The organism is Massilia sp. H6 (assembly GCF_024802625.1).
Taxonomy (GTDB): Bacteria; Pseudomonadota; Gammaproteobacteria; order Burkholderiales; family Burkholderiaceae_D; genus Telluria.
In genome coordinates, this window is record NZ_CP103371.1 from 1,370,227 (window position 1) to 1,390,559 (window position 20,333).

At 63.6% G+C, this 20,333-nt stretch carries 20 protein-coding genes; 8 read left to right on the forward strand and 12 right to left on the reverse strand.

The features are described 5' to 3' along the window. The first annotated feature begins 37 nt into the window (after nucleotides 1-37). From rimP to NRS07_RS06090, 7 genes are all read left to right on the forward strand, one after another. A complete protein-coding gene (rimP, locus tag NRS07_RS06060; protein ID WP_259211822.1) occupies nucleotides 38-526 on the forward strand; it encodes a ribosome maturation factor RimP in 489 nt (162 codons plus the stop codon). Then, on the forward strand, nucleotides 523-2,088 hold the full coding sequence (nusA, locus tag NRS07_RS06065) for a transcription termination factor NusA (protein WP_259211823.1): 1,566 nt from the start codon (nucleotides 523-525) through the stop codon (nucleotides 2,086-2,088). Before rimP ends, nusA begins: the two co-directional genes overlap by 4 nt. 46 nt (nucleotides 2,089-2,134) lie before the next feature. Continuing rightward, complete coding sequence (gene infB, locus NRS07_RS06070) at nucleotides 2,135-4,963, forward strand: translation initiation factor IF-2 (RefSeq protein WP_259211824.1); 2,829 nt, start codon at nucleotides 2,135-2,137, stop codon at nucleotides 4,961-4,963. A 194-nt stretch (nucleotides 4,964-5,157) separates the two neighbouring features. Then, a complete protein-coding gene (rbfA, locus tag NRS07_RS06075; RefSeq protein WP_259211825.1) occupies nucleotides 5,158-5,598 on the forward strand; it encodes a 30S ribosome-binding factor RbfA in 441 nt (146 codons plus the stop codon). After that, the gene (gene truB, locus NRS07_RS06080) at nucleotides 5,595-6,515 is read left to right on the forward strand and encodes a tRNA pseudouridine(55) synthase TruB (protein ID WP_259211826.1); all 921 of its coding nucleotides are present in this window, start codon (nucleotides 5,595-5,597) and stop codon (nucleotides 6,513-6,515) included. Before rbfA ends, truB begins: the two co-directional genes overlap by 4 nt. 263 nt (nucleotides 6,516-6,778) lie before the next feature. Continuing rightward, entirely contained in the window at nucleotides 6,779-8,611 is a 1,833-nt protein-coding gene (typA, locus tag NRS07_RS06085; protein WP_259211827.1) for a translational GTPase TypA, read from the forward strand. 169 nt (nucleotides 8,612-8,780) lie between these two features. Further along, a complete protein-coding gene (locus NRS07_RS06090; RefSeq protein ID WP_259211828.1) occupies nucleotides 8,781-9,674 on the forward strand; it encodes a flagellin in 894 nt (297 codons plus the stop codon). A gap of 93 nt (nucleotides 9,675-9,767) precedes the next feature. Here the strand turns inward: NRS07_RS06090 and NRS07_RS06095 are convergent, their stop codons facing one another. The 12 genes from NRS07_RS06095 to flgB form a co-directional block, all read right to left on the reverse strand. Continuing rightward, nucleotides 9,768-10,778: a hypothetical protein gene (locus NRS07_RS06095; RefSeq protein ID WP_259211829.1), complete on the reverse strand. Its 1,011-nt coding sequence runs from the start codon at nucleotides 10,776-10,778 to the stop codon at nucleotides 9,768-9,770. A gap of 6 nt (nucleotides 10,779-10,784) precedes the next feature. After that, a complete protein-coding gene (gene flgL, locus NRS07_RS06100) occupies nucleotides 10,785-11,696 on the reverse strand; it encodes a flagellar hook-associated protein FlgL (protein ID WP_259211830.1) in 912 nt (303 codons plus the stop codon). Between the two features lie 10 nt (nucleotides 11,697-11,706). After that, entirely contained in the window at nucleotides 11,707-13,086 is a 1,380-nt protein-coding gene (gene flgK, locus NRS07_RS06105) for a flagellar hook-associated protein FlgK (RefSeq protein WP_259211831.1), read from the reverse strand. A 77-nt stretch (nucleotides 13,087-13,163) separates the two neighbouring features. Beyond that, nucleotides 13,164-13,520 (reverse strand): rod-binding protein, encoded by a 357-nt coding sequence (locus NRS07_RS06110; protein ID WP_259211832.1) that lies wholly within the window; start codon nucleotides 13,518-13,520, stop codon nucleotides 13,164-13,166. After that, a complete protein-coding gene (locus NRS07_RS06115) occupies nucleotides 13,520-14,644 on the reverse strand; it encodes a flagellar basal body P-ring protein FlgI (protein WP_259211833.1) in 1,125 nt (374 codons plus the stop codon). Before NRS07_RS06115 ends, NRS07_RS06110 begins: the two co-directional genes overlap by 1 nt. A gap of 7 nt (nucleotides 14,645-14,651) precedes the next feature. After that, nucleotides 14,652-15,302 carry a flagellar basal body L-ring protein FlgH gene (flgH, locus tag NRS07_RS06120; RefSeq protein WP_259211834.1) on the reverse strand — a complete coding sequence of 217 codons (651 nt, stop codon included), beginning with the start codon at nucleotides 15,300-15,302 and terminating at the stop codon, nucleotides 14,652-14,654. Beyond that, nucleotides 15,302-16,087 carry a flagellar basal-body rod protein FlgG gene (flgG, locus tag NRS07_RS06125; RefSeq protein WP_259211836.1) on the reverse strand — a complete coding sequence of 262 codons (786 nt, stop codon included), beginning with the start codon at nucleotides 16,085-16,087 and terminating at the stop codon, nucleotides 15,302-15,304. Before flgG ends, flgH begins: the two co-directional genes overlap by 1 nt. A 35-nt stretch (nucleotides 16,088-16,122) precedes the next feature. Continuing rightward, nucleotides 16,123-16,848, reverse strand: coding sequence for a flagellar basal body rod protein FlgF (locus NRS07_RS06130; RefSeq protein WP_259211837.1), 726 nt, complete (start codon nucleotides 16,846-16,848; stop codon nucleotides 16,123-16,125). 18 nt (nucleotides 16,849-16,866) lie between these two features. Next, entirely contained in the window at nucleotides 16,867-18,066 is a 1,200-nt protein-coding gene (locus NRS07_RS06135; RefSeq protein ID WP_259211838.1) for a flagellar hook protein FlgE, read from the reverse strand. Nucleotides 18,067-18,077: 11 nt separating this feature from the next. Further along, complete coding sequence (locus NRS07_RS06140; RefSeq protein ID WP_259211839.1) at nucleotides 18,078-18,767, reverse strand: flagellar hook capping FlgD N-terminal domain-containing protein; 690 nt, start codon at nucleotides 18,765-18,767, stop codon at nucleotides 18,078-18,080. A 2-nt stretch (nucleotides 18,768-18,769) separates the two neighbouring features. Continuing rightward, entirely contained in the window at nucleotides 18,770-19,174 is a 405-nt protein-coding gene (flgC, locus tag NRS07_RS06145; protein ID WP_259211840.1) for a flagellar basal body rod protein FlgC, read from the reverse strand. A gap of 14 nt (nucleotides 19,175-19,188) precedes the next feature. Next, nucleotides 19,189-19,548 carry a flagellar basal body rod protein FlgB gene (gene flgB / locus NRS07_RS06150; RefSeq protein ID WP_259211841.1) on the reverse strand — a complete coding sequence of 120 codons (360 nt, stop codon included), beginning with the start codon at nucleotides 19,546-19,548 and terminating at the stop codon, nucleotides 19,189-19,191. Between the two features lie 192 nt (nucleotides 19,549-19,740). On the opposite strand from flgB, the gene flgA reads away from it, so the two are divergent. Then, nucleotides 19,741-20,328, forward strand: a complete 588-nt coding sequence (gene flgA, locus NRS07_RS06155) for a flagellar basal body P-ring formation chaperone FlgA (protein ID WP_259211842.1) — start codon at nucleotides 19,741-19,743, stop codon at nucleotides 20,326-20,328. Nucleotides 20,329-20,333: the final 5 nt, after the last annotated feature.

The window sequence follows — 20,333 nt, forward strand, 5'->3', positions numbered from 1 at the left end:
CGTTTGGACTATCGTTTTCATACCCTGGAGAAGTGCCGTGCAGCAGTTTGACTTAATCGCCAAAACAGTCAGTGGCCTCGGCTACGAACTCGTCGACGTCGAACGCGGCGATCGCGGCATCTTGCGGGTGTATATCGATTTCCCGGCAGATGCCGTGGAAGAGAAGGGGCCGATCACGGTCGAGGACTGTGCCACGGTCAGCCACCAGTTGTCGCACGTGTTCACGGTAGAGAATGTGGATTACGAGCGCCTGGAAATCTCGTCGCCGGGCCTGGACCGGCCGGTGCGCACGCTCGCCGACTTTGCGCGCTTTGCCGGGCTCGAATGCACGGTCAAGCTGCGCGTTGCGATGCCGGGCACCGCGAACCGGAAAACCTTTACCGGAATCCTGCGCGGCGTCGAGAACGAAAAAGTCGGTTTGGAAATTGAAAATAAAGATGGCGCAGCGTTGTTGGAATTTACGCTGGCCGAATTGGACAAGGCACGTTTGGTGCCGCAGGTGGATTTTAGGAGTCGCAAAGCATGAGTCGCGAAATTTTGTTGCTGGTGGATGCGCTTGCGCGCGAAAAGAACGTCGATCAAGAAGTGGTTTTCGGAGCGCTCGAGTTCGCGCTCGCGCAGGCCACCAAGAAACGCTATGAAGGCGAGGTCGACATTCGCGTGGCGATCGATCGCGACACCGGCGAATTCGAGACCTTCCGCCGCTGGCACGTGGTTCCCAACGAAGCCGGCCTGCAGCTGCCCGACCAGGAAATCCTGCACTTCGAAGCCCTGGAGCAGATTCCGGACATCGAAGTCGACGAATATATCGAAGACCCGATCGAGTCGGTCGAGTTCGGCCGTCGCTTTGCCCAGGACACCAAGCAGGTCGTGCTGCAGCGCGTGCGCGATGCCGAGCGCGAACAGATCCTGCAAGACTTCCTGGAGCGCGGCGATTCGCTGGTCACCGGCACTATCAAGCGCATGGAACGGGGCGACGCCATCGTCGAGTCGGGCAAGATCGAGGCGCGCCTGCCGCGCGACCAGATGATCCCGAAAGAAAACCTGCGTATCGGCGACCGTGTGCGTGCCTTCATCCTGCGCGTCGACCGCAACATGCGCGGCCCGCAGGTGATTCTGTCGCGTACCGCGCCGGACTTCATCATGAAGCTGTTCGAACTGGAAGTGCCGGAAATCGAACAAGGCCTCCTGCAGATCAAGTCGGCTGCCCGTGACGCCGGCGTGCGCGCCAAGATCGCGGTCTTTACCAGCGACAAGCGCATCGATCCGATCGGTACCTGTGTCGGCATGCGCGGCTCGCGCGTGCAGGCCGTGACCGGCGAACTCGGCGGCGAGCGCGTCGACATCGTGCTGTGGTCGGACGACCCGGCGCAATTCGTGATCGGCGCCCTGGCTCCGGCCAATGTCTCGTCGATCATGGTCGATGAAGAAAAGCACGCGATGGACGTCGTGGTCGACGAAGAAAACCTGGCCATCGCGATTGGCCGTTCGGGCCAGAACGTGCGCCTGGCGGCTGAATTGACCGGCTGGAAAATCAACATCATGACGGCCGAAGAGTCGGCCAACAAGGTGGCCCAGGAAACAGCATCGATCCGTACGCTGTTCATGGACAAGCTCGATGTCGACCAGGAAGTGGCCGACATCCTGGTGGAAGAGGGCTTTGCCAGCCTGGAAGAAATCGCCTACGTGCCAATTTCCGAGATGCTGGAAATCGACTCGTTCGACGAAGATACCGTCAATGAACTGCGCACCCGTGCCCGCGACGCCCTCGTGACCGAAGCGATTGCTTCCGAAGAAGGGCTGGAAGGCATGGAAGAAGCGCTGGTCACGCTGGAAGGCATGGACCGTAGCACCGCCGGCAAGCTTGGCCTGGCCGGCATCAAGACGGTAGAGGCATTTGCGGCATTGGCCTATGACGAATTCGGCGCCATCCTGGCCCTGTCGTCGGACCGTGCCGGTGAACTGATCAAGAATGAATTTAATGATGTGACCGACGATGAGATGAAGCTGGTCGACAGTAAATACGATGACCGCGCCAAGGCGCTGCAGGCGAAAGCCTGGAGCCTGGCAGAAACGGCCAAGGCGTAATTTGCAAATCTTTATCATCTCCGCGACACATAGAAAAGAGGACTGAATGGCGAGTAACAACGTAGCCCAATTTGCCACCGAACTGAAGATGCCTGCAGACCTGCTGCTGACGCAGCTGCGCTCGGCCGGCGTCGAAAAAAGTTCGACGTCAGACCCCTTGTCAAAGGATGATAAGGACAAGCTGCTGAACCACCTGCGCCGTACACACGGCGCGACGGAGCCGATCGAGAAGAAAAAGATCACGGTGACCCGCAAGGAAACGACCGAGATCAAGCAGGCCGACTCGAGCGGCAAGTCGCGCACCATCCAGGTCGAAGTACGCAAGAAGCGCACCTTCGTGCAGCGCGACGACCCGGCGCCGGCCCCTATTGTCGAAGCCGAACCGGTCATCGATGCAGCCGAGCTGGCACGCCGCGAAGAAGACGCGCGCCGCCAGACCGAGCTGATCGCCCGCCAGGAAGCGGACCTGCGTGAAAAGCAGGAACGCCTGGCCAAGCTCGAAGCCGAAGAAGCCGCCCAGGCCAAGGTTGCCGAAGAACAGTCCAAGCGCGAAGCGGCCGAACAGGCCAAGCGCAATGCTGCCGCCCAGGCTGCAGCAACGGCTGCCGCGGCCACCGCCGCAAGCGGCGCTGCCGACGACAAGGCCCAGGCCGCAGCTGCCGAAGCCAAGAAGCGTTCCGAGGAAGCTGCGCGCGAAGCGGCCGAACGTGCCGCCGCGACCGAAAAGGCGCGCAAGGCCGTGGCCGACGAAGTCGCCCAGATCAAGCTCATGATGAGCCAGCCGCGCCGCGTCATCAAGGCGCCGGAGCCGGTCGCCAAGCCGGTGGTCGCGCCTGCGACCGGTACGCTGCACAAGCCTGCCGCTGGCGAGAAGAAGCCGGGCGACGTCAAGAAAGCCGACGACAAGAAGCCGTCCGACAAGAAGTCGATCAAGTCGGCCAATGTGTCGTCGACCTGGTCGGATGACGCCAAGAAGCGTGGCGCGCCAGGTGGCGGCAAGGGCCGTGGCGCCCCTGCGTCGACTGGCCGTGACGGCTGGCGCAGCGGTGGCCGCAGCGGCGGACGCCGTTCGCATGGCGATGACCGTGAAACCAATTTCCAGGCGCCGACCGAGGCGATCGTCAAGGACGTCCACGTGCCGGAGACCATCACGGTCGCCGAACTGGCGCACAAGATGGCCGTGAAGGCATCGGAAGTCATCAAGCAACTGATGAAGCTGGGCCAGATGTGCACCATCAACCAGGTGCTGGACCAGGAAACCGCGATGATTCTCGTGGAAGAAATGGGCCACAAGGCATTTGCCGCCGCCGAGGACGATCCGGAAGCGCTGCTGGCCGACCAGGGCGAGCACGCCGAGTTCGAATCGACGGGGCGCGCCCCGGTGGTCACCGTCATGGGTCACGTCGACCATGGTAAGACTTCGCTGCTCGATTACATCCGCCGCGCCAAGGTAGCATCGGGCGAAGCCGGCGGTATTACCCAGCACATCGGTGCCTACCACGTGGATACCCCGCGCGGCATGATCACCTTCCTGGATACCCCGGGCCACGAGGCGTTCACCGCCATGCGTGCCCGTGGCGCCAAGGCTACCGACATCGTCATCCTGGTGGTGGCGGCGGACGACGGCGTGATGCCGCAGACCAAAGAAGCAATTGCTCACGCAAAAGCTGCTGGTGTACCACTGGTGGTGGCGATCAACAAGATCGACAAGCCGGGTGCGAACGCCGACCGCGTGACGCAGGAACTGGTCGCCGAAGGCGTGGTGCCGGAAGAATACGGTGGCGAATCGCCATTCGTGCCGGTCTCGGCCAAGATGGGTACCGGTATCGACGACCTGCTGGAACAAGTGCTGCTGCAGGCCGAAGTGCTGGAACTGAAGGCGCCGACCGAAGCGCCGGCCCGTGGCCTGGTGGTCGAAGCTCGTTTGGACAAGGGCAAGGGCCCGGTCGCGACGATCCTGGTGCAGTCCGGTACCCTCAAGCGCGGCGACGTCGTGCTGGCTGGTTCTTCGTTCGGCCGCGTCCGTGCGATGCTCGACGAAAACGGCAAGACGATCACTTCCGCTGGTCCATCGATCCCGGTCGAGATCCAGGGCCTGACCGAAGTGCCGAGCGCCGGTGAAGAAGTGATGGTCATGGCCGACGAGCGCAAGGCGCGTGAAATCGCCCTGTTCCGTCAAGGTAAGTTCCGCGACGTCAAGCTGGCCAAGCAACAGGCCGCCAAGCTGGAGAACATGTTCGACCAGATGGCCGAAGGCGAAGTCAAGAACCTGCCGCTGATCGTCAAGACCGACGTGCAGGGTTCGCAAGAAGCGCTGGTCGGCTCGCTGCAGAAGCTGTCGACCTCGGAAGTGCGGGTGCAGATTGTCCATGCGGCGGTCGGCGGCATCACCGAGTCCGACGTCAACCTGGCGGTTGCCTCGAAAGCGGTCATCATCGGCTTCAACGCCAGGGCCGATGCCCAGGCGCGCAAGCTGGCCGAAGCCAACGGCGTCGACATCCGTTACTACAGCATCATTTACGATGCGATCGACGAAATCCGCACCGCACTGTCGGGCATGCTGGCTCCGGAAAAGCGCGAGACCATCACCGGTCAGGTCGAGATTCGCCAGGTCATCCTGGTGTCGAAGGTCGGCGCGATCGCGGGTTGCCTGGTGACCGATGGCGTGGTCAAGCGTTCGTCTTCGGTACGCCTGTTGCGCAACAACATCGTGCTGTGGACTGGCGAGATCGATTCGCTCAAGCGTTTCAAGGACGATGCCAAGGAAGTGCGCGCCGGGCTGGAGTGCGGCCTGTCGCTGAAGAACATGAACGACATCGAAGTCGGTGACGTCCTCGAAGTGTTCGAAGTGACCGAAGTGGCGCGTACGCTGTAATTGCGCACTTGGTAGTACGATGGGGCCAGGACGCTGCGCGGCAATGCCGCGCAGGGGACTGGCCCTTGTTTTTATGGGGGCGGACGATGGGCTTGTTGCGGTCCCGCTCCTGTTGCTCCGGGGCAGGGTGTGGTGGCATGCACATGCGCCGCTACCGTCGAGCCAACCAGACCAAAACAACTTAAAGCAAGATCATGGCAAAACATAGCAAAAGCATCCCCCAGCGCGGCCTGCGCGTCGCCGACCAGATCCAGAAAGACCTGTCGGAACTGATTGCCTACGAACTCAAGGATCCGCGCGTGGGCATGGTCACGATCAGCGAAGTGCAACTGACGCCCGACTACGCCCACGCCAAGGTGTTCTTCACCCTGCTCAAAGACAGCAAGGAAGACATCAAGATGACCCTCGAGGGCTTGACGCGTTCGAGCGGTTACCTGCGCAACCTGCTCGGCAAGCGCCTGCACATCCATACGCTTCCGGCCTTGCATTTCGTGCACGACACCTCGACCACCCGTGGCCTGGCGATGTCGGCCTTGATCGACCAGGCCAATGCGGTACGCGCCGCCGATGCCGAGCCCGATCCGGTGCCGGCCAGCGCGCCTGCCGATCCCGACAGCAAGCCAGAATCCGAGTGAGCGCGCGTCCTGCCAAGAAGCCGCGCGACCTTGTCGACGGCGTGCTGCTGCTCGACAAGCCGGTCGGCCTGTCCTCGAACGACGCCCTGATCAAGGCCAAGCGTGTCCTGAACGCCAAGAAGGCTGGCCACACCGGCACGCTCGACCCGTTCGCCACCGGCTTGCTGCCGCTGTGCTTTGGCGAAGCCACCAAGTTCTCGCAGGATTTGCTCGAATCGGACAAGCGCTACGAGGCGAGCGTCCACCTCGGCATCATGACCACCACCGGCGACACCGAAGGCGAGGTGATCGAACAGCGCGAGGTCGATGTCACGCCCGAGCAGATCGAAGCGGCGCTGGCGCGCTTTCGCGGCCCCATCCTTCAGGTTCCGCCAATGTATTCCGCGCTCAAGCGCGACGGCAAGGCCTTGTACGAATACGCGCGCGAAGGCATCACGCTCGAGCGCGACGCGCGCCCGGTAACCATCCACAGCCTGACGCTCATCGAGTACAGCGCGCCCTTCCTGAAGATAGCGGTTACTTGCAGCAAGGGCACCTATGTTCGGGTGCTGGGCGAGGACATCGGCGCCGCGCTCGGCTGCGGCGCCCACCTCAATGCGTTGCGCCGCACGCAGGTCGGTGCGCTCACGATGGCCGGCATGGTCACGCTCGACGAGCTGCTGGCGCATCCCGATCCGCTGTCGCTGCTGCAACCGCCTGACGCGCTGCTGTCGAGCTTTCCGGCGCTGGCGTTGACGGCCGAGCTGGCCAAGCGCTTCCTGCAGGGCCAGCGCCTGGCGCTGGGCAAGGAAGACATTGCCGTGCCGGCGGAACTGGGCAGGGTGCGGGTGTATCACGACAGCCGCCTGCTGGGTACCGGGCAGCTGGGCGAGTATGCGATCCTGGCGCCGGAGCGGCTCATCTCTACTGTCGCCTAGGGTCGATGGATTGGCCTGCCTCGTGGCCGTGGGCAGGCGCTGCACCGGCGCTGCACCGGCGCTGAACTGGCGCCGCAGCAGGCTATCGAACCGGGCAAGCCATTGAAATTGCTGCACTTGTCCGCCGCGCCCGTTCGGCAGGCGATTAACCATGCTATACTAGTCGGTTCCAGTAATCTGCAACACCGCATTCGCAGCACCCAAGCAACAGTCGTCAGCAGCACTCGTACACTTTCGTACAACACGCAACTTCTCGAAAATTCATGTCAAACACCAAACGCGCGATTCGTAATATCGCAATCATCGCCCACGTCGACCACGGCAAGACCACCCTCGTGGATATGCTGCTGCGCCAGTCGGGTACCTTCCGCGAGAACCAGGCCGTAGAGACCCGCGTGATGGACTCGAACGACCTCGAAAAAGAACGCGGCATTACGATTCTGTCGAAGAACTGCGCCGTCGAGTACGAAGGTACGCACATCAACATCGTCGACACCCCAGGCCACGCCGACTTCGGCGGCGAAGTCGAGCGCGTGCTGTCGATGGTCGACTCGGTGCTGCTGCTGGTCGATGCCCAGGAAGGCCCGATGCCGCAGACCCGCTTCGTGACCCGCAAGGCACTGGCGCTGGGCCTCAAGCCTATCGTCGTCGTCAACAAGGTCGACCGTCCAGGCGCGCGCGCCGAATGGGCAATCAACCAGACCTTTGAACTGTTCGACAAGCTCGGCGCTACCGATGAGCAGCTCGACTTCCCGATCGTCTACGCCTCGGGCCTGAACGGCTATGCCGGTTTGAGCGAAGACGTGCGCTCGGGCGACATGAAGCCGCTGTTCGACGCGATTCTGCAGCACGTGCCAGTGCGCGACGACAATCCGGAAGGTCCGCTGCAGATGCAGATCACCTCGCTCGACTATTCGTCGTACGTGGGCAAGATCGGCATCGGCCGCGTCAACCGCGGCACCATCAAGACCGGCCAGGACGTGATCGTCATGAACGGTCCTGACGGCACCCCGATCAAGGGCCGCATCAACCAGGTGCTGAACTTCAAGGGCCTCGAGCGCGTGCTGGTCGACGAAGCCGTCGCCGGTGACATCTGCCTGATCAACGGTATCGACGAAATCGGCATCGGCTCGACCATCTGCTCGCCGGACACCCCGGAAGCGCTGCCGATGCTGACCGTCGACGAGCCGACCCTGACCATGAACTTCATGGTCAACAATTCGCCACTGGCCGGCCGCGAAGGCAAGTTTGTCACCAGCCGCCAGCTGCGCGAGCGCCTGGACCGCGAACTCAAGGCCAACGTCGCCCTGCGCGTTGCCCCAACCGACGACGACACCGTGTTCGAAGTCTCGGGCCGCGGCGAGCTGCACCTGACGATTCTGCTGGAAAACATGCGTCGCGAAGGCTTCGAGCTGGCCGTCTCGCGTCCACGCGTGGTGTTCAAGATGGTCGATGGCGTGCGCCACGAGCCGTTCGAAAGCCTTTCGGTCGACGTCGAAGAAGTCAACCAGGGCGGCGTGATGGAAGAACTGGGCCGCCGCCGTGGCGACCTGCAGAACATGGAATCGGATGGCAAGGGCCGCGTGCGTCTCGAGTACCTGATCCCGGCGCGTGGCCTGATCGGCTTCCAGGGCGAATTCATGACCCTGACCCGCGGCACCGGCCTGATGAGCCACGTGTTCCACGAGTACGCACCAGTGGACAACACCAAGGGTGAAATGGCCGGCCGCCGTAACGGCGTGCTGATCTCGCAGGACGACGGCGCTGCCGTTGCCTACGCCATCTGGAAGCTGCAGGACCGCGGCCGCATGTTCGTCTCGCATAACGACCCGGTGTACGAAGGCATGGTCATTGGCATCCACTCGCGCGACAACGACCTGGTGGTCAACCCGATCAAGGGCAAGCAGCTGACCAACGTGCGTTCGTCGGGTACCGACGAAGCCGTGCGCCTGGTGCCGCCGATCCAGATGTCGCTCGAGTACGCTGTCGAGTTCATCGAGGACGACGAACTGGTCGAGATCACCCCGAAATCGATTCGCCTGCGCAAGCGCTTCCTGAAAGAGCACGAGCGCAAGAAGGCAAACCGCGAAGGTTGATTCCTTCCACGGTTGATGAAAAAACCCGCTGCCTGCAGCGGGTTTTTTTTCGACTAGAAAATTTTAGCTTTTTTCTTGCATTTGGTTAATATTCGATGCCGCTTGGTCGCCTTGTTCCGGTAATGGCACGTAGCACATGCCTTAACGATCATTCTTACGACACATCGCCATGCTCAGTCTGCACACCAACCACGCCGCGCTGTCGGCACAAGGGTCGATCACCCGCACCCAGGGCGCCTTGTCGACCTCGATGACGCGCCTGTCGACCGGCTACCGCATCAATTCCGCCATGGACGACGCAGCCGGCCTGCAGATCGCCTCGCGCCTGAAATCGCAAACCAGCGGGATGGCTGTCGCCATGCGCAATACCCAGGCCAGCACCGCCTTGCTGCAAGTGGCGGAAGGGGCAATGAACGAATTGAGTGGGGTCCTGGTCCGGATGAAAGACCTGGCAACCCAGGCCGCGGATGCGTCTTCGACCAGCGACGACAAGACTGCCATGCAGTCGGAATACGATGCGCTTGCCAGGGAAATGGGCAATATCGTCAGCAATACCAGCTTCGGCGGCAAGAACGTGTTCAACATTTCCGTGCCAGGCCCGATGCGCGGCCTGTTCATCGACGTCGCCACGTTCCAGATTGGCGCGAGTTCTTCGGAGACCATGAGCATGGATCTGTATCCCCAGATCGATGCGATGAACACGGCCTTCATTCCGGTGACCGCCAAATACACAGGCAATGGCGGGACCATCGCCGGCACCGGCACCGAACTGACCGCTGCTGGCTCGGCTAACCTGCGCATCGGCGACATCGAACGCGCCATCGACAGCGTCAGTGCGATCCGCTCGACGCTGGGCGCTACCGCCAACCGTCTCGAGCATGTCTACAACAACCTGTCGAATATCAGCACCAACAGCAAGGCTGCCACCGGCTTGATCATGGACGTGGACTTTGCCACCGAAAGCGCCAGCATGACCTCGAACCAGATGCTGATGCAGGCCGGTACCGCCATGCTCAAGCAGTCGAACAGCATGTCCTCGCTTGTAATGTCGTTGCTGCAGTAAGTACGGCGACCAATGCGGTAGGCGGTTTAGGCACGGCCGCCGCCAAAGACAAAAGCTCCCGACAGGGAGCTTTTTTCATGCCTGAGAAGAAGCCTAGCGCAAGCCTAGCAGTGCTTGTACCCGATCGCGGCTGACCCCCGCCAGCGCCGAGGTAATCGCCAGCAGCGCCTGGTAATCGTGCCCACCCGCGGACGCGGTGAAGTCTTGCGAGATGACTGCCAGTGCGGCTTCCGGAATGGCCGGCTGCGGCGTACTGGCCATCGCTTCGCTCAGGGCGGCGCTGGCGGCATCCTGGGAGCGCCGCACGCGGCCGAGGGCAGCCATGACTTCGCGCAGGCTCTGGCGCAATGCGTCGGGGTTGCCGATAACCCATTGCTCCGGCGCGATGACAGGCGGATCTTCGGCAGTGTCGACGCGGCCGCGACCGGAAATGGCGAACGCCTCTTTGATACCGGCCCACTCGGACTCTGGCGCGCCGAATACCAGCTGTTGCTGGTTGTCGAGGGCGACGCGCACGCCAACCGGGGACAGGGTCCGGTCGAGGCGGCCGGCAATTTCTTGCGGCGTCATGCCGTCGTCGATGGTGGCGGTCAGCTGCGGGCCGCCGGCGCTGCCGACAGAAAACGCATAGGTCTGCGGGCCGGCCGATTGCAAGGCGGCCAGGTCGAAGCCGCGGATGCGAAAGCGCGTCATGGCTGCTTGGCCATCCCTGAACTCGAGCTGGGCATCGACGCCGCCGCCACTGTTTTTCGAGCGTGCCTGCAACGCGCTGGCAAGCTGCTGGGCGCGCTGCTCGATCTGGCGCGCCGGGTCGCCGCGGCCCGAGATCTTGGCGCTCAGGTCGGCTTTCAGGGCTTCTAGCTGGGCGGCAACCCGTTCCAGGTAGTCAATCGCTTGTTGGGCGCGCGCGACATCGCCTTGCAGCCGGGTATTCCAGCTGATGCCGCGCTTGAGCGGGGCGGCGCTGGCCCCAACCGGCGTGACCGCGCGGCTATCCGGATCGGCCGGACGAATCGCGCTGGCGCGCGCGCTTGCGCCGGTGGCCGCGGTGGCCGCAGTAGCAGTAGTGACGGCCGTGTTGGCCGGGCGAAGGGCAGCTTCCATAAGTGCTTACAGGACCGAGAACAGTGACAGGGTGCCGATGCGGCTATACGCTTTGTAGGTGGCTTGCAGCGCGGTCGAATAACCGTTGAGCGCGGTGGCAGCCTCGCCGATGTCGAGTGCGCCGATATCGGTAATCGCCATTTTATTCGACAAGCTGACATTGGCGTGATTGGCGTCGAGCGTCGCCATGATGTTTTGCGCGCCGCCGAGGGCGGCGATCTTGCCGCCAACCAGGTCGAGCGCGGCGTCGAAGGCGCCGAGACTGCTGGCCAGCGTCGTGCGCAGGGCCGGGTCGTTGGCCGTAATGCCCGGCGTCTTGAGGGCGTCGATGCTCAGGTCGAGCTGGTTCAGGAGCTTTTCCAGGCCTTTCAGGTCCTGGTTGCCGGCCTGGGTGATGCCATTGCCGACCACCACGTTCTGGGCATTGGTATTGCCTGCATACGTGTAGCGCGAACCTGAGGCCGCAGCAGGGTCGAACGCGATCGGCGCGGTCGTGGTCAAGGTGCCCGAGAACACGTAGCGGCCCTCGTGGTCGATCGTATTGGCGTTGTAGAGCAGGCTTTCGCGCAGCGCTTCCAGCGGGCTGACCATGGCTTTCAGGTCTTGCGCCGCATTGCCGCCGTCCGCGGCCCAGACCAGCAGGTCGCGGCCGTTGATCATTTCCGTGGTCATATTGCTCAGATAACCTTCGGTCTTGGTCAGGCGAATCTTGATCGAGCCGATGTTGTCGCGGTATTGCTGCACGGTGGCTTCTTCGCGCGCCAGCCGCGCCAGGCGCACGCTGTCGACCGGGTCGTCCGATGGCACCAGGATGCGTTTGTTGCTCGCCATCTGCTGGGTCAGGTGCGTGATGCGCTCCTGGTTGGCCTGGAGCGACTGGTTCATCGTCGATTGATATTGCGAGGTTGCGATACGCATGAAAGTTCCTTTAGCCCATCATCGCCAGGGTGGCGTCGAACAGCTGGTTGGCGATGGCGATGACTTTCAGGTTCGCCTGGTACATGTTCTGGTATTCGACGAGGTTGACGGCTTCTTCGTCCTGGTTCACGCCGCTGGTCGATTGCCAGTCGTCGATCGACTGGGTGCGCACGGTCTGGGTGGTTTTCAGCGCGGCCTTGTTGAGCTGGCTGTCGACACCAAGACGGCCGACGATCTGGGTGTCGGCGTCGGACAGCAGCACGTCGCCGATCGAGCCGGCCGTGATCTTCTGGCCCTTGATCGCCACCAGCGCCTGCAGGTTGCCCGTGTCGCCCGGGGTGCCGTCGCTCGAGAAGGCGAGATCGTCGGCGACGAAGCCGCTCGTGAGCTTGAGCATGTCGGCATTGCCGCCAGGCGAGTAGACAAACAGCGCAGTACCGGCGGCGGCGGGGGTGGTCGGCTTGAAGCCCTGCGCCAGCTGGCTGTTGATCTTGGTCGCGAGCTGTTCGGCGATGGCGGCGATATCGCCCTGCAGCGTGATCAGCTTCTCGGTTTCATATTTGGCCAGGCCGCCGAGCTGTCCGCCGAGCTTGGCGGCTTCGAGCCCATATTTGGTGCCGGCGAAGTTCAGCGAGAATTCCTGGGGCGAGTTGACCGTCGCCTCGGCCTTGAGCGTGCCGTGCAGGTTGCCCAACACCAGCGCCTGGCCGGTCTTGAGCGAGATATTGCGCGTGCCGTCGCCATTGTCCGACACTTCCAGCGCCATCTTGCTGGCCAGGTTGTCGATGGCCTGGTCGCGCGCATCGATCATGGCCGATGCGCTCACGTTGCCTGCCTGGGCTTCGCTGATTTTCTGATTCAGGCTGGCAATTGTCGCGATCTGGGCATTGGCCGAGTCGACAATCGCGCTGCGCTGGTTGCGCACCGACTCGCGCTGGGCATTGAATACGTTATTGAGGCCGTTGAAGCGTTCGGCCATCAGGTTGGCCGAGGTCAGTACCTGCTGGCGCAGCGGGGTCGAGCCCGGGTCGCCGGCCACCGCGTTCAGGGCGCCAAAGAACAGGTCGATGCCGGCCGACAGGCTGGCGGTCTCGTCGCCCATGACGTTCTCGAGCTGGCTCAGGTAAGGCTGGGTTTGCGAATGCGCGCCGAGGTCGGCCGCTGCACGCCACATGGCCTGGCTCTTGTAGTTGTCCGAAAAGCGCAGCAGCGAGCTGACCTGCACGCCGTTGCCGGCCGAGCGAGGGCTGGCGTCCGGGCCGAGCGTGGTCAGCAGTGCCGACTGGCGGGTATAGCCCTTGGTTTGCAGGTTGGCGATGTTCTGACCGCTGGCGGATAGGGCGACCTGGGCGGCGAGGGCGCCGGACAAAGCGTTGTTGATGATGGCCATGGTGCGGATTCTTTCCAGGAGCAGGGTTCACCTGAACAAGGCGACCATTTATTGCCCGGCGTTAAATTTTCCTGCGATTAAGTTTTGCCGTCAGTCCGGGCAACTGGGGTGCTGGCCGGCACCAGCTGGCGCAGGATCGCGTCGGCGATGCCGAAGGCGCGCTTGCCGGCCATGCTGGCGGCGAGCTGGTCGTCGGCCATGTCTTGCATGTCTTGATTGACTTTGTTGTTGAACACGCTGTCTTCGGTGGCCATGGCCTTGGTCGAGGCGCGCATTTCCTTGAGCATGTGCGAGATGAAGAAGCGCTCGAATTCGATCGCGGCCTGGGTAGCCTTGGCCACATAAACCGGGTCGGCCGCTGGCTGGGCGGCCGCGGCCACCGGGGCTTCGGCAGCCAGGGCTGCCTGCTGGAGCTGGGTCGGATCGATGCGCATCAGATCACCACCAGTTCGCCTTCGATTGCGCCGGCCTGGTCCAGCGCCTGCAGGATCGCCATGATGTCGTCGGGCGAGGCGCCCAGGCTGTTGACCACGTCGATGATGGTTTGCAGCTTGGCGCCACCGGGCCAGCGGAACATCTGGCCCGAGCCCTGGTCTACTGACAGCTTCGATTCCGGGGTGACCGCGGTCTGGCCGCGCGACAGCGGGCCCGGCTGACTCACATTCAGGCGCTCGGAAATGATGACCTTGAGCGAGCCGTGGGTGACGGCTGCGGCTTTCACGCGCAGGCCGTCGGCGATCACCACGGTGCCGGTGCGCGAATTGAACACGACCTTCGGCACGTCGATGCCCGATTCTATGACCAGGTTGTTGAGCTTGGCCATGAAGGCCACGCGCTCGGTCGGGTTGCTCGGAGCGATGACTTCGACACTGGTGCCATCGGCAGTGGTGGCGATGGCGCCGTAGCGCTTGTTGATCGCATTGACGACATTGGTCGCGGTCTCGAAATGCGGCTGGCGCAGGCGCAGCATCAGGTGCGAACGGGTCGAGAAATCCGAGGGGATTTCGCGCTCGATCATGGCGCCGTTGGGAATGCGGCCGGTCGTCGGCGTGTTGACCGTCACCGAGGAACCGCTCGCGCCGGTCGCGTTCAGGCCGCCGACCACCAGGTTGCCCTGGGCCAGCGCATACGTTTCATTGTCGGCCGCGCGCAATTGCGTCAGCAGCAGGGTGCCGCCGCGCAGGCTCTTGGCGTCGCCCAGCGACGAGACGGTAATGTCGATCGCCTGCCCGCGGCGATAACCTGGCGGAAACACAGCCGATACCATGACCGCGGCAACGTTCTTGTTCCTGGCATCTACGCCATCGGGCAGGCGCACCCCGAACTGCTTGAGCATGTTGACGACCGACTGGCCGGCATACTTGACCTGGGATGAATCGCCGCTGCCATTGAGGCCGACCACCAGGCCATAGCCAACCAGCGGATTGTCGCGCACGCCTTCGACGCTGACCAGGTTACGCAATGCCTGGGCGGCAGTGGCCGGCATGGCGGCGCCGGCGAGCAGGGCGGCGCACAACATGATACGAAAACTGCGGACAACCTGAGAATTTTGAATCATATCTTCTTTAGAACGGCATCAACGGGCTGTTGAAGAAGCGGGTCAGCCAGCCTGGCGTGTTGGCATCGGCCAGGGCGCCCCGGGCCGAATAGGCAATGCGGGCATTGGCCACGCGCAGCGACGAGATCTGGTTGTCGTTGTTGATGTCTTCAGCGCGCACGAAGCCTTTCAGGCGCACGAATTCTTCGCCCTGGTTCAGCATCAGGTTTTTCTCGCCCGCCACCCGCAGCAGGCCATTGGGCAACACTTCCTGGACGATCACGGTCAGCGCGCCCGCCAGGGCGTTTTGCTGGGTGCTGGTGGCGTCGCCGTCGAAACTGCGGTCGGCCGACATGTCGATCGCGGTCTTGCCAAAGGTTTTGCCCAGCGCGCCGATCGGCGCCACCGATACCGATGATCCCTTCGAGAAGCTGGTGCCGGCGCGCTTGCTGGCCTGGGTGGTTTCCTGCAGGATCACGGTGACCGCGTCACCTACGCGGTAGGCCCGGCTGTCCGAGGTCAGCGACACGGTGTCGCCCGTGAATACGCCGCCGGAGACGCCGCGCGAGGCTGTCCGCGTCATCGGCACCTCGTCGATGTCGTGCGCGACCTGGCGTGGCGCCGTGGAGGCGCAGCCAGCCAGAAGAAGGGTGCACAGCGCCGCGCTCAGGGTTTTCATCAGCGGGCAGCCTGGGCCAGGTATTGCAGCATGTTGTCGGCGGCCGACAGCACCTTGGTGTTCATCTCGTAGGTGCGCTGGGCCGCGATCATGTCGACCATTTCTTCGACCACCTGCACGTTCGAGCCTTCCAGCGCGCCCTGTTTGAGCTTGCCGAGGGCGCCATCGCCAGGACGGCCTTCGTTGGCGGCACCCGAGGCGGCGGTTTCGCCGAACAGGTTCTCGCCCAGCGCCAGCAGGCCGGCCGGATTCACGAAGCCGGTCAGGGTCAGCTGGCCCAGTTCGGTCGGGGTCGTGCTGCCGGCCACGGTGGCCGAGACCATGCCGTTTTCGCCGATGGTGATGGCGGTGGCATTCTGTGGCACGGTGATCTGCGGCACCAGGGCCAGGCCCTGGGCATTGGTGAGGGTGCCATTGGCATCAACTTGCAGCTGGCCGGCGCGGGTAAAGGCTGGCTCGCCGTTGGGACGGCGCACCTGCAGGAAACCGGCGCCCGAGATCGCCACGTCCAGCGGCTGGCTGGTGGTCTGCAGGTTACCGTTGGTGAAGATCTTCTGGGTGCCGACCAGGCGCGTACCGTTGCCGAGCTGGACGCCGTTCGACACGGTGTTGTCGGCGCTCTGCGCGCCCGGCTGGGCATCGACCTGGTAGAACAGGTCTTCGAACACGACGCGGTCGCGCTTGAAGCCGACGGTATTGACGTTGGCCAAGTTGTTGGCGATCGCCTGCAGCTTGGCATCTTGCGCCTGGACGCCGGTCTTGCTGATCCACATTGCTGGATTCATGGGTACTCCCTTATCTGGTGCTGCTGAAACGCCAATCAGGCGCCAATGAGTTTATTGCCCACTTCATTCATGCTGTCGCTGGCCTTGAACAGCTTCATCTGGATCTCGAAGCTGCGGTTCAGGCTCATCACGGCGACCATTTCTTCCACCGCCGAGACATTGCTGCCCTCGAGGGCGCCACCGCGCACGGTGACGTTGGCGTCGGCCTCGAGCGGATCGCCCCGGCGCGACACGATCAGGCCGGCTTCGTTCTTGGTCAGTTCCGCGCCTTCGGCATTGACCAGGCGCAGTTTGTCGATTGCCTGCATCGCGGTCGCGCCTTCGGTCAGCACCGAGATGGTGCCATCAAGGCCGATTTCGACCGCCTGGTGCGGCGGCAGCGTGATCGGGCCGCCTTCGCCGATCAGCGGGTGGCCGTGCACCGACAGCGCGCCGTTGGCGTCGATGTCGATCGCGCCGGCACGGGTATAGGCTTCACCTTCGCCATACTGCACCGCCAGGTAGCCGTTGCCATTGACGGCGACGTCGAGCGCACGGCCGGTCTCGCGCACGGCGCCGGAGCGGGTCGAGATCGTATCGGCTTCCATCTTTGCCATGTGGCGGCTGTCGTACCCGGAGCCGCGCAGCGCCTGGGTGGCGGCCACTTCGAGATTGGCGCGAAAACCCGCGGTCTCGATGTTGGCCAGGTTGTTGGCGTGCACCTGCTGCCCGCGCAGGGTGCGCTCGGCGCCGCTGACGGCGGTGAAGATCAGTTTGTCCATGGCGGAGTGTCTCTAGTGTTACAGCGCTTGCATCAGGGCTTGCATCATCTGGTTCTCGGTCGTGATGACCTTCGAATTGGCCTGGTAGTTCCGCTGCGAGGTCATCAGGCCCACGAGTTCCGAGGTGATGTCCACGTTCGAGCCTTCCAGGGTGCCGGTCGAGAGCTGGCCAGCCAGGCCGATGCCCGGGGTGCTGTACAGCGGGGCGCCCGAGGCATTGTTGGCGACCCAGCTGGTGTTGCTGGTCGAGATCAGGTTGCCTTCGTCCGGGAAGGTGGCGATCGCCAGGGTACCGACCACCTGTTGCTGTTCGTTGCTGTACTTGGCCACGACCGAGCCGTCTTCGGCCAGTTGCACGCCCACGAAGCTGCCCGAGGCATAGCCGTCGCTGCGGTTGGTGGTGGTGGTGGCTTCGCCGGCGAACTGGGTGGTGCCGGCGTAGTCGATCGTAAACGTTACCGGAGCCGCGCCGCCGGCCGGGGTCAGGGTCAGGGTGCCGCTCTTGCTGCCGGCTGGCGGCAGCTGGCCGGCGGCGTCGAAGCTCAGGGTGGTGGCGCTGCCGGCCGGGGCCGCGACGCCGTCGAAGGTGTACTGCACGCTCACGGTGTTGTTCGGCGTGGCCTGCTTGACGAAGTATTGCGACACGGTGTGCGCCGCGCCCAGCGAATCGTAGACCACCGATTGCTTGACCATGTTGTAGCTGCTCGGATCGTTCGGGGAGAACGTGGCCTGCGACGGCACGGTCCACTTCGAATCGAGGTTGCCCACGAAGGCGACGCCGGTGCTGGCCTTGGCCGCGATCTGGCCGGTCGGGATCTTGATGTCGCCCATTACGCCGAGCACGCCACCGACGGTCGGGCCGTAACCCTGAACGTTGCGGCCGGCGGCGTCGACCAGGTTGCCATCCTTGTTGGCCGAGAAGATGCCGACCCGGGTGTATTGCATCACGCCCTGGGCGTCGCGGCTGCTGAAGAAGCCGCGGCCCTGGATGGCGGCGTCGAGGCCGCGGCCGGTGTTCTGCAGGCTGCCGTTCTGGCCGATGTTCTGGGTCAGCGACGCAACCTCCACGCCATTCGCCTGGTCGCCGGCATACACCGAGGCGAAGTTGGCGCGGCTGCTCTTGAAGCCGAAGGTGCCGGCGTTGGCGATGTTGTTCGAGACCGCTTCGAGCTGCTCGTTGATGGCCTGGATTCCCGACAGTGCGATATTGAAGCTCATGTGAATTCCTTTTAGATATCCGTGGCGGCCAGGCTCTTGCCCTTGCCGTTAAAGCCGGTGATGCCCGATGGATCGACTTCGCCGATGCCGGCGACTTGCAGCAGGATGCCGCCGGTGGCCGACATGCGGACGCTGTCGAGGCGGCCGTTGACTTCCACCGCTGGTCTGGTGCCGTCGGATGCCTCGGCACTGATGCTGTAATTGCCCGGGGCCAGGCCCAGTTGAGCCGGGTCCAGCGTGAAGGCCAGGGCGCCGGCGCCATGCGACGGCAGGTTGACGCGGTGCGCGCGGCCGTCGATGCCGGTGAGCACCAGCGCGGTCGCGCTGCTGGCGCCGCCCAGCTGGATGTTGCCGCTGATCCGGTCGTCGCCGAGACGCACGCGTGCGGTCTGGACCGACACTTCGCTGCCGACCTGGGCACCCATCGCCATCACCTGCAGGCTTTGCAGCACGTTGGCACTGGCGCTGGTGCTCTTGGCCAGCTGCTGCAGGGCCTCGGTCTGCGACAGCTGCGAGAGCTGGTTCACGAATTGGGTCGGGTCCGACGGCGCCAGCGGGTCCTGGTTGCGGATCTGGGCCACCAGCAGCTTGGTGAACATGTCCTTGTTCTCGCTGCTGGCAGTGCTGGTGGCGATCTTGTCGCTGGCGGCGCTGGTGTTCGGGGTGGAGAAACCGAAGGCGTTGTTGGCGGAAGCGACCATGATCAGCTCTCGCCCATGCGCAGCAGCGACTGCTGCATGTTCTTGATGCGGCCCATTACCTCGACATTGGTCTCGAAAGCGCGCGACGCGGACATCATGTCTGCCATCTCGGCCACTTCGTTGACGTTGGCGTAGTAGACCATGCCGTCGGCATCGGCCACCGGGTTGTCCGGCTCGTACATCTTGCGCAGCGGCTCGCTCGACTGGACCACGTCCAGCACCTGCACGCTGGCGCCGCCCGCGTCGCCCATGACGGCAGCGAACACCGGCTTGCGCGCACGGTAGCCTTCGGCCTCGGAACCCGACACGGCGTTGGCATTGGCCAGGTTGCTGGCAATCGTGTTCAGCCGCACGGTCTGGGCCGCCATGGCCGATCCGGCGATCTGAGAAATATCCTTGAAACCCATGTCTTAGTCCCCGTTTATTGGCCGGTGATGGCTTTGTTCAGGCCGCGCAACTTCATGTTGATGAAGGTCAAGCTGGTCTGGAAGTCGGAAGCGTTCTGCGAGAACGCGGCCTGCTCGACGCCGATTTCGACCGTGTTGCCGTCGGCGCTAGCGGAGTAAGGCACGCGGTACAGCGTAGTGTCGCTGTCGAGGGTTGGCTCGCCGGCCTCAAGCGAGATCTGCTGCTGCAGGCTCGCGGCAAAGTCGATGTCGCGCGCGGTGTAGCCGGGCGTGCTTTCGTTGGCGATATTGGCGGCGAGCACGCGGGTACGTTGTGCGCGCAGCTGCAGCGCGTCGGCATGCACCCCGAGAGCTTCCTTGAAATTAATCGTCATATCGATCCTTTGTCGGTGTCCTGCAGGTTGTTTCGGTAGAATGGGCTTTTCTCCACCCTCTATTTAACAATGATTGCTTTCCGTAGGGCAACCACGTTCATTGTATCTTGTCTTTTATGCGCCACAACCGCGGCTGCTCAATCTATTTCCTTGCAGATAGAACAAGCTGCCCGTGACCAAATTGACAAACAATTGCTCGCCAGCGGGTTAAGTGCGCCACAAGTCGAGCTCAAGGTGCTCAGCGCGCGGCCCGCGCCGGCATGTGCCGCACCGGTCCGGATCGAGGCGCTCGACACTCGCCAGTACGCGCGCATGCGCTTCGTGGCGCGCTGTCCAGACCCGCGCGGCTGGCGCCACGACTTCGTGGTGCGGGCCCGTGTGACGGCGGTGGTGGCGGTGATTGCCATGCCACTGCGTAACAACGAGCTGCTGTCCGACGAGCACATCACGCTCGAGCGGCGCGACGTCACCGCGGTGTCCGACCCCGTCGGCGACCCGCAGGCGGCCATTGGCCAGACCAGCCGGCGCAGCCTGCGTGCCGGCGAGGTGCTGCGCGCCGGGGCGCTCACCGCGCCGCTCCTGGTCAGGCGTGGCGACCAGGTGGTCATGATGGCGCGCCACGACGGCATCGAAATCAGCATGGGAGGAGAAGCACTGGACGCCGGTGCCCGCGGCGCCATGGTGCGGGTGCGCAACGCCACGAGCGGGCAGGTGGTAAGAATGCGGGTGACCGGTTCGGGCACGGTCGAGCCGGTCGACCTGCCGGGCACGGGCCGATGATGCCG

Coding starts and splice junctions, on each gene's coding strand:
- NRS07_RS06135 (WP_259211838.1), bottom strand. CDS start 18,066: ATGAGCTTCAATATCGCACTGTCGGGAATCCAGGCCATCAACGAGCAG.
- NRS07_RS06110 (WP_259211832.1), bottom strand. CDS start 13,520: ATGCGCATCGATCCGACCCAGCTCCAGCAGGCAGCCCTGGCTGCCGAA.
- NRS07_RS06140 (WP_259211839.1), bottom strand. CDS start 18,767: ATGGTCGCTTCCGCCAACAACGCCTTCGGTTTCTCCACCCCGAACACC.
- NRS07_RS06090 (WP_259211828.1), top strand. CDS start 8,781: ATGCTCAGTCTGCACACCAACCACGCCGCGCTGTCGGCACAAGGGTCG.
- rbfA (WP_259211825.1), top strand. CDS start 5,158: ATGGCAAAACATAGCAAAAGCATCCCCCAGCGCGGCCTGCGCGTCGCC.
- infB (WP_259211824.1), top strand. CDS start 2,135: ATGGCGAGTAACAACGTAGCCCAATTTGCCACCGAACTGAAGATGCCT.
- flgL (WP_259211830.1), bottom strand. CDS start 11,696: ATGCGTATCGCAACCTCGCAATATCAATCGACGATGAACCAGTCGCTC.
- NRS07_RS06095 (WP_259211829.1), bottom strand. CDS start 10,778: ATGGAAGCTGCCCTTCGCCCGGCCAACACGGCCGTCACTACTGCTACT.
- flgB (WP_259211841.1), bottom strand. CDS start 19,548: ATGACGATTAATTTCAAGGAAGCTCTCGGGGTGCATGCCGACGCGCTG.
- flgH (WP_259211834.1), bottom strand. CDS start 15,302: ATGAAAACCCTGAGCGCGGCGCTGTGCACCCTTCTTCTGGCTGGCTGC.
- NRS07_RS06115 (WP_259211833.1), bottom strand. CDS start 14,644: ATGATTCAAAATTCTCAGGTTGTCCGCAGTTTTCGTATCATGTTGTGC.
- typA (WP_259211827.1), top strand. CDS start 6,779: ATGTCAAACACCAAACGCGCGATTCGTAATATCGCAATCATCGCCCAC.
- NRS07_RS06130 (WP_259211837.1), bottom strand. CDS start 16,848: ATGGACAAACTGATCTTCACCGCCGTCAGCGGCGCCGAGCGCACCCTG.
- flgG (WP_259211836.1), bottom strand. CDS start 16,087: ATGAATCCAGCAATGTGGATCAGCAAGACCGGCGTCCAGGCGCAAGAT.
- flgC (WP_259211840.1), bottom strand. CDS start 19,174: ATGGGTTTCAAGGATATTTCTCAGATCGCCGGATCGGCCATGGCGGCC.
- nusA (WP_259211823.1), top strand. CDS start 523: ATGAGTCGCGAAATTTTGTTGCTGGTGGATGCGCTTGCGCGCGAAAAG.
- flgK (WP_259211831.1), bottom strand. CDS start 13,086: ATGGCCATCATCAACAACGCTTTGTCCGGCGCCCTCGCCGCCCAGGTC.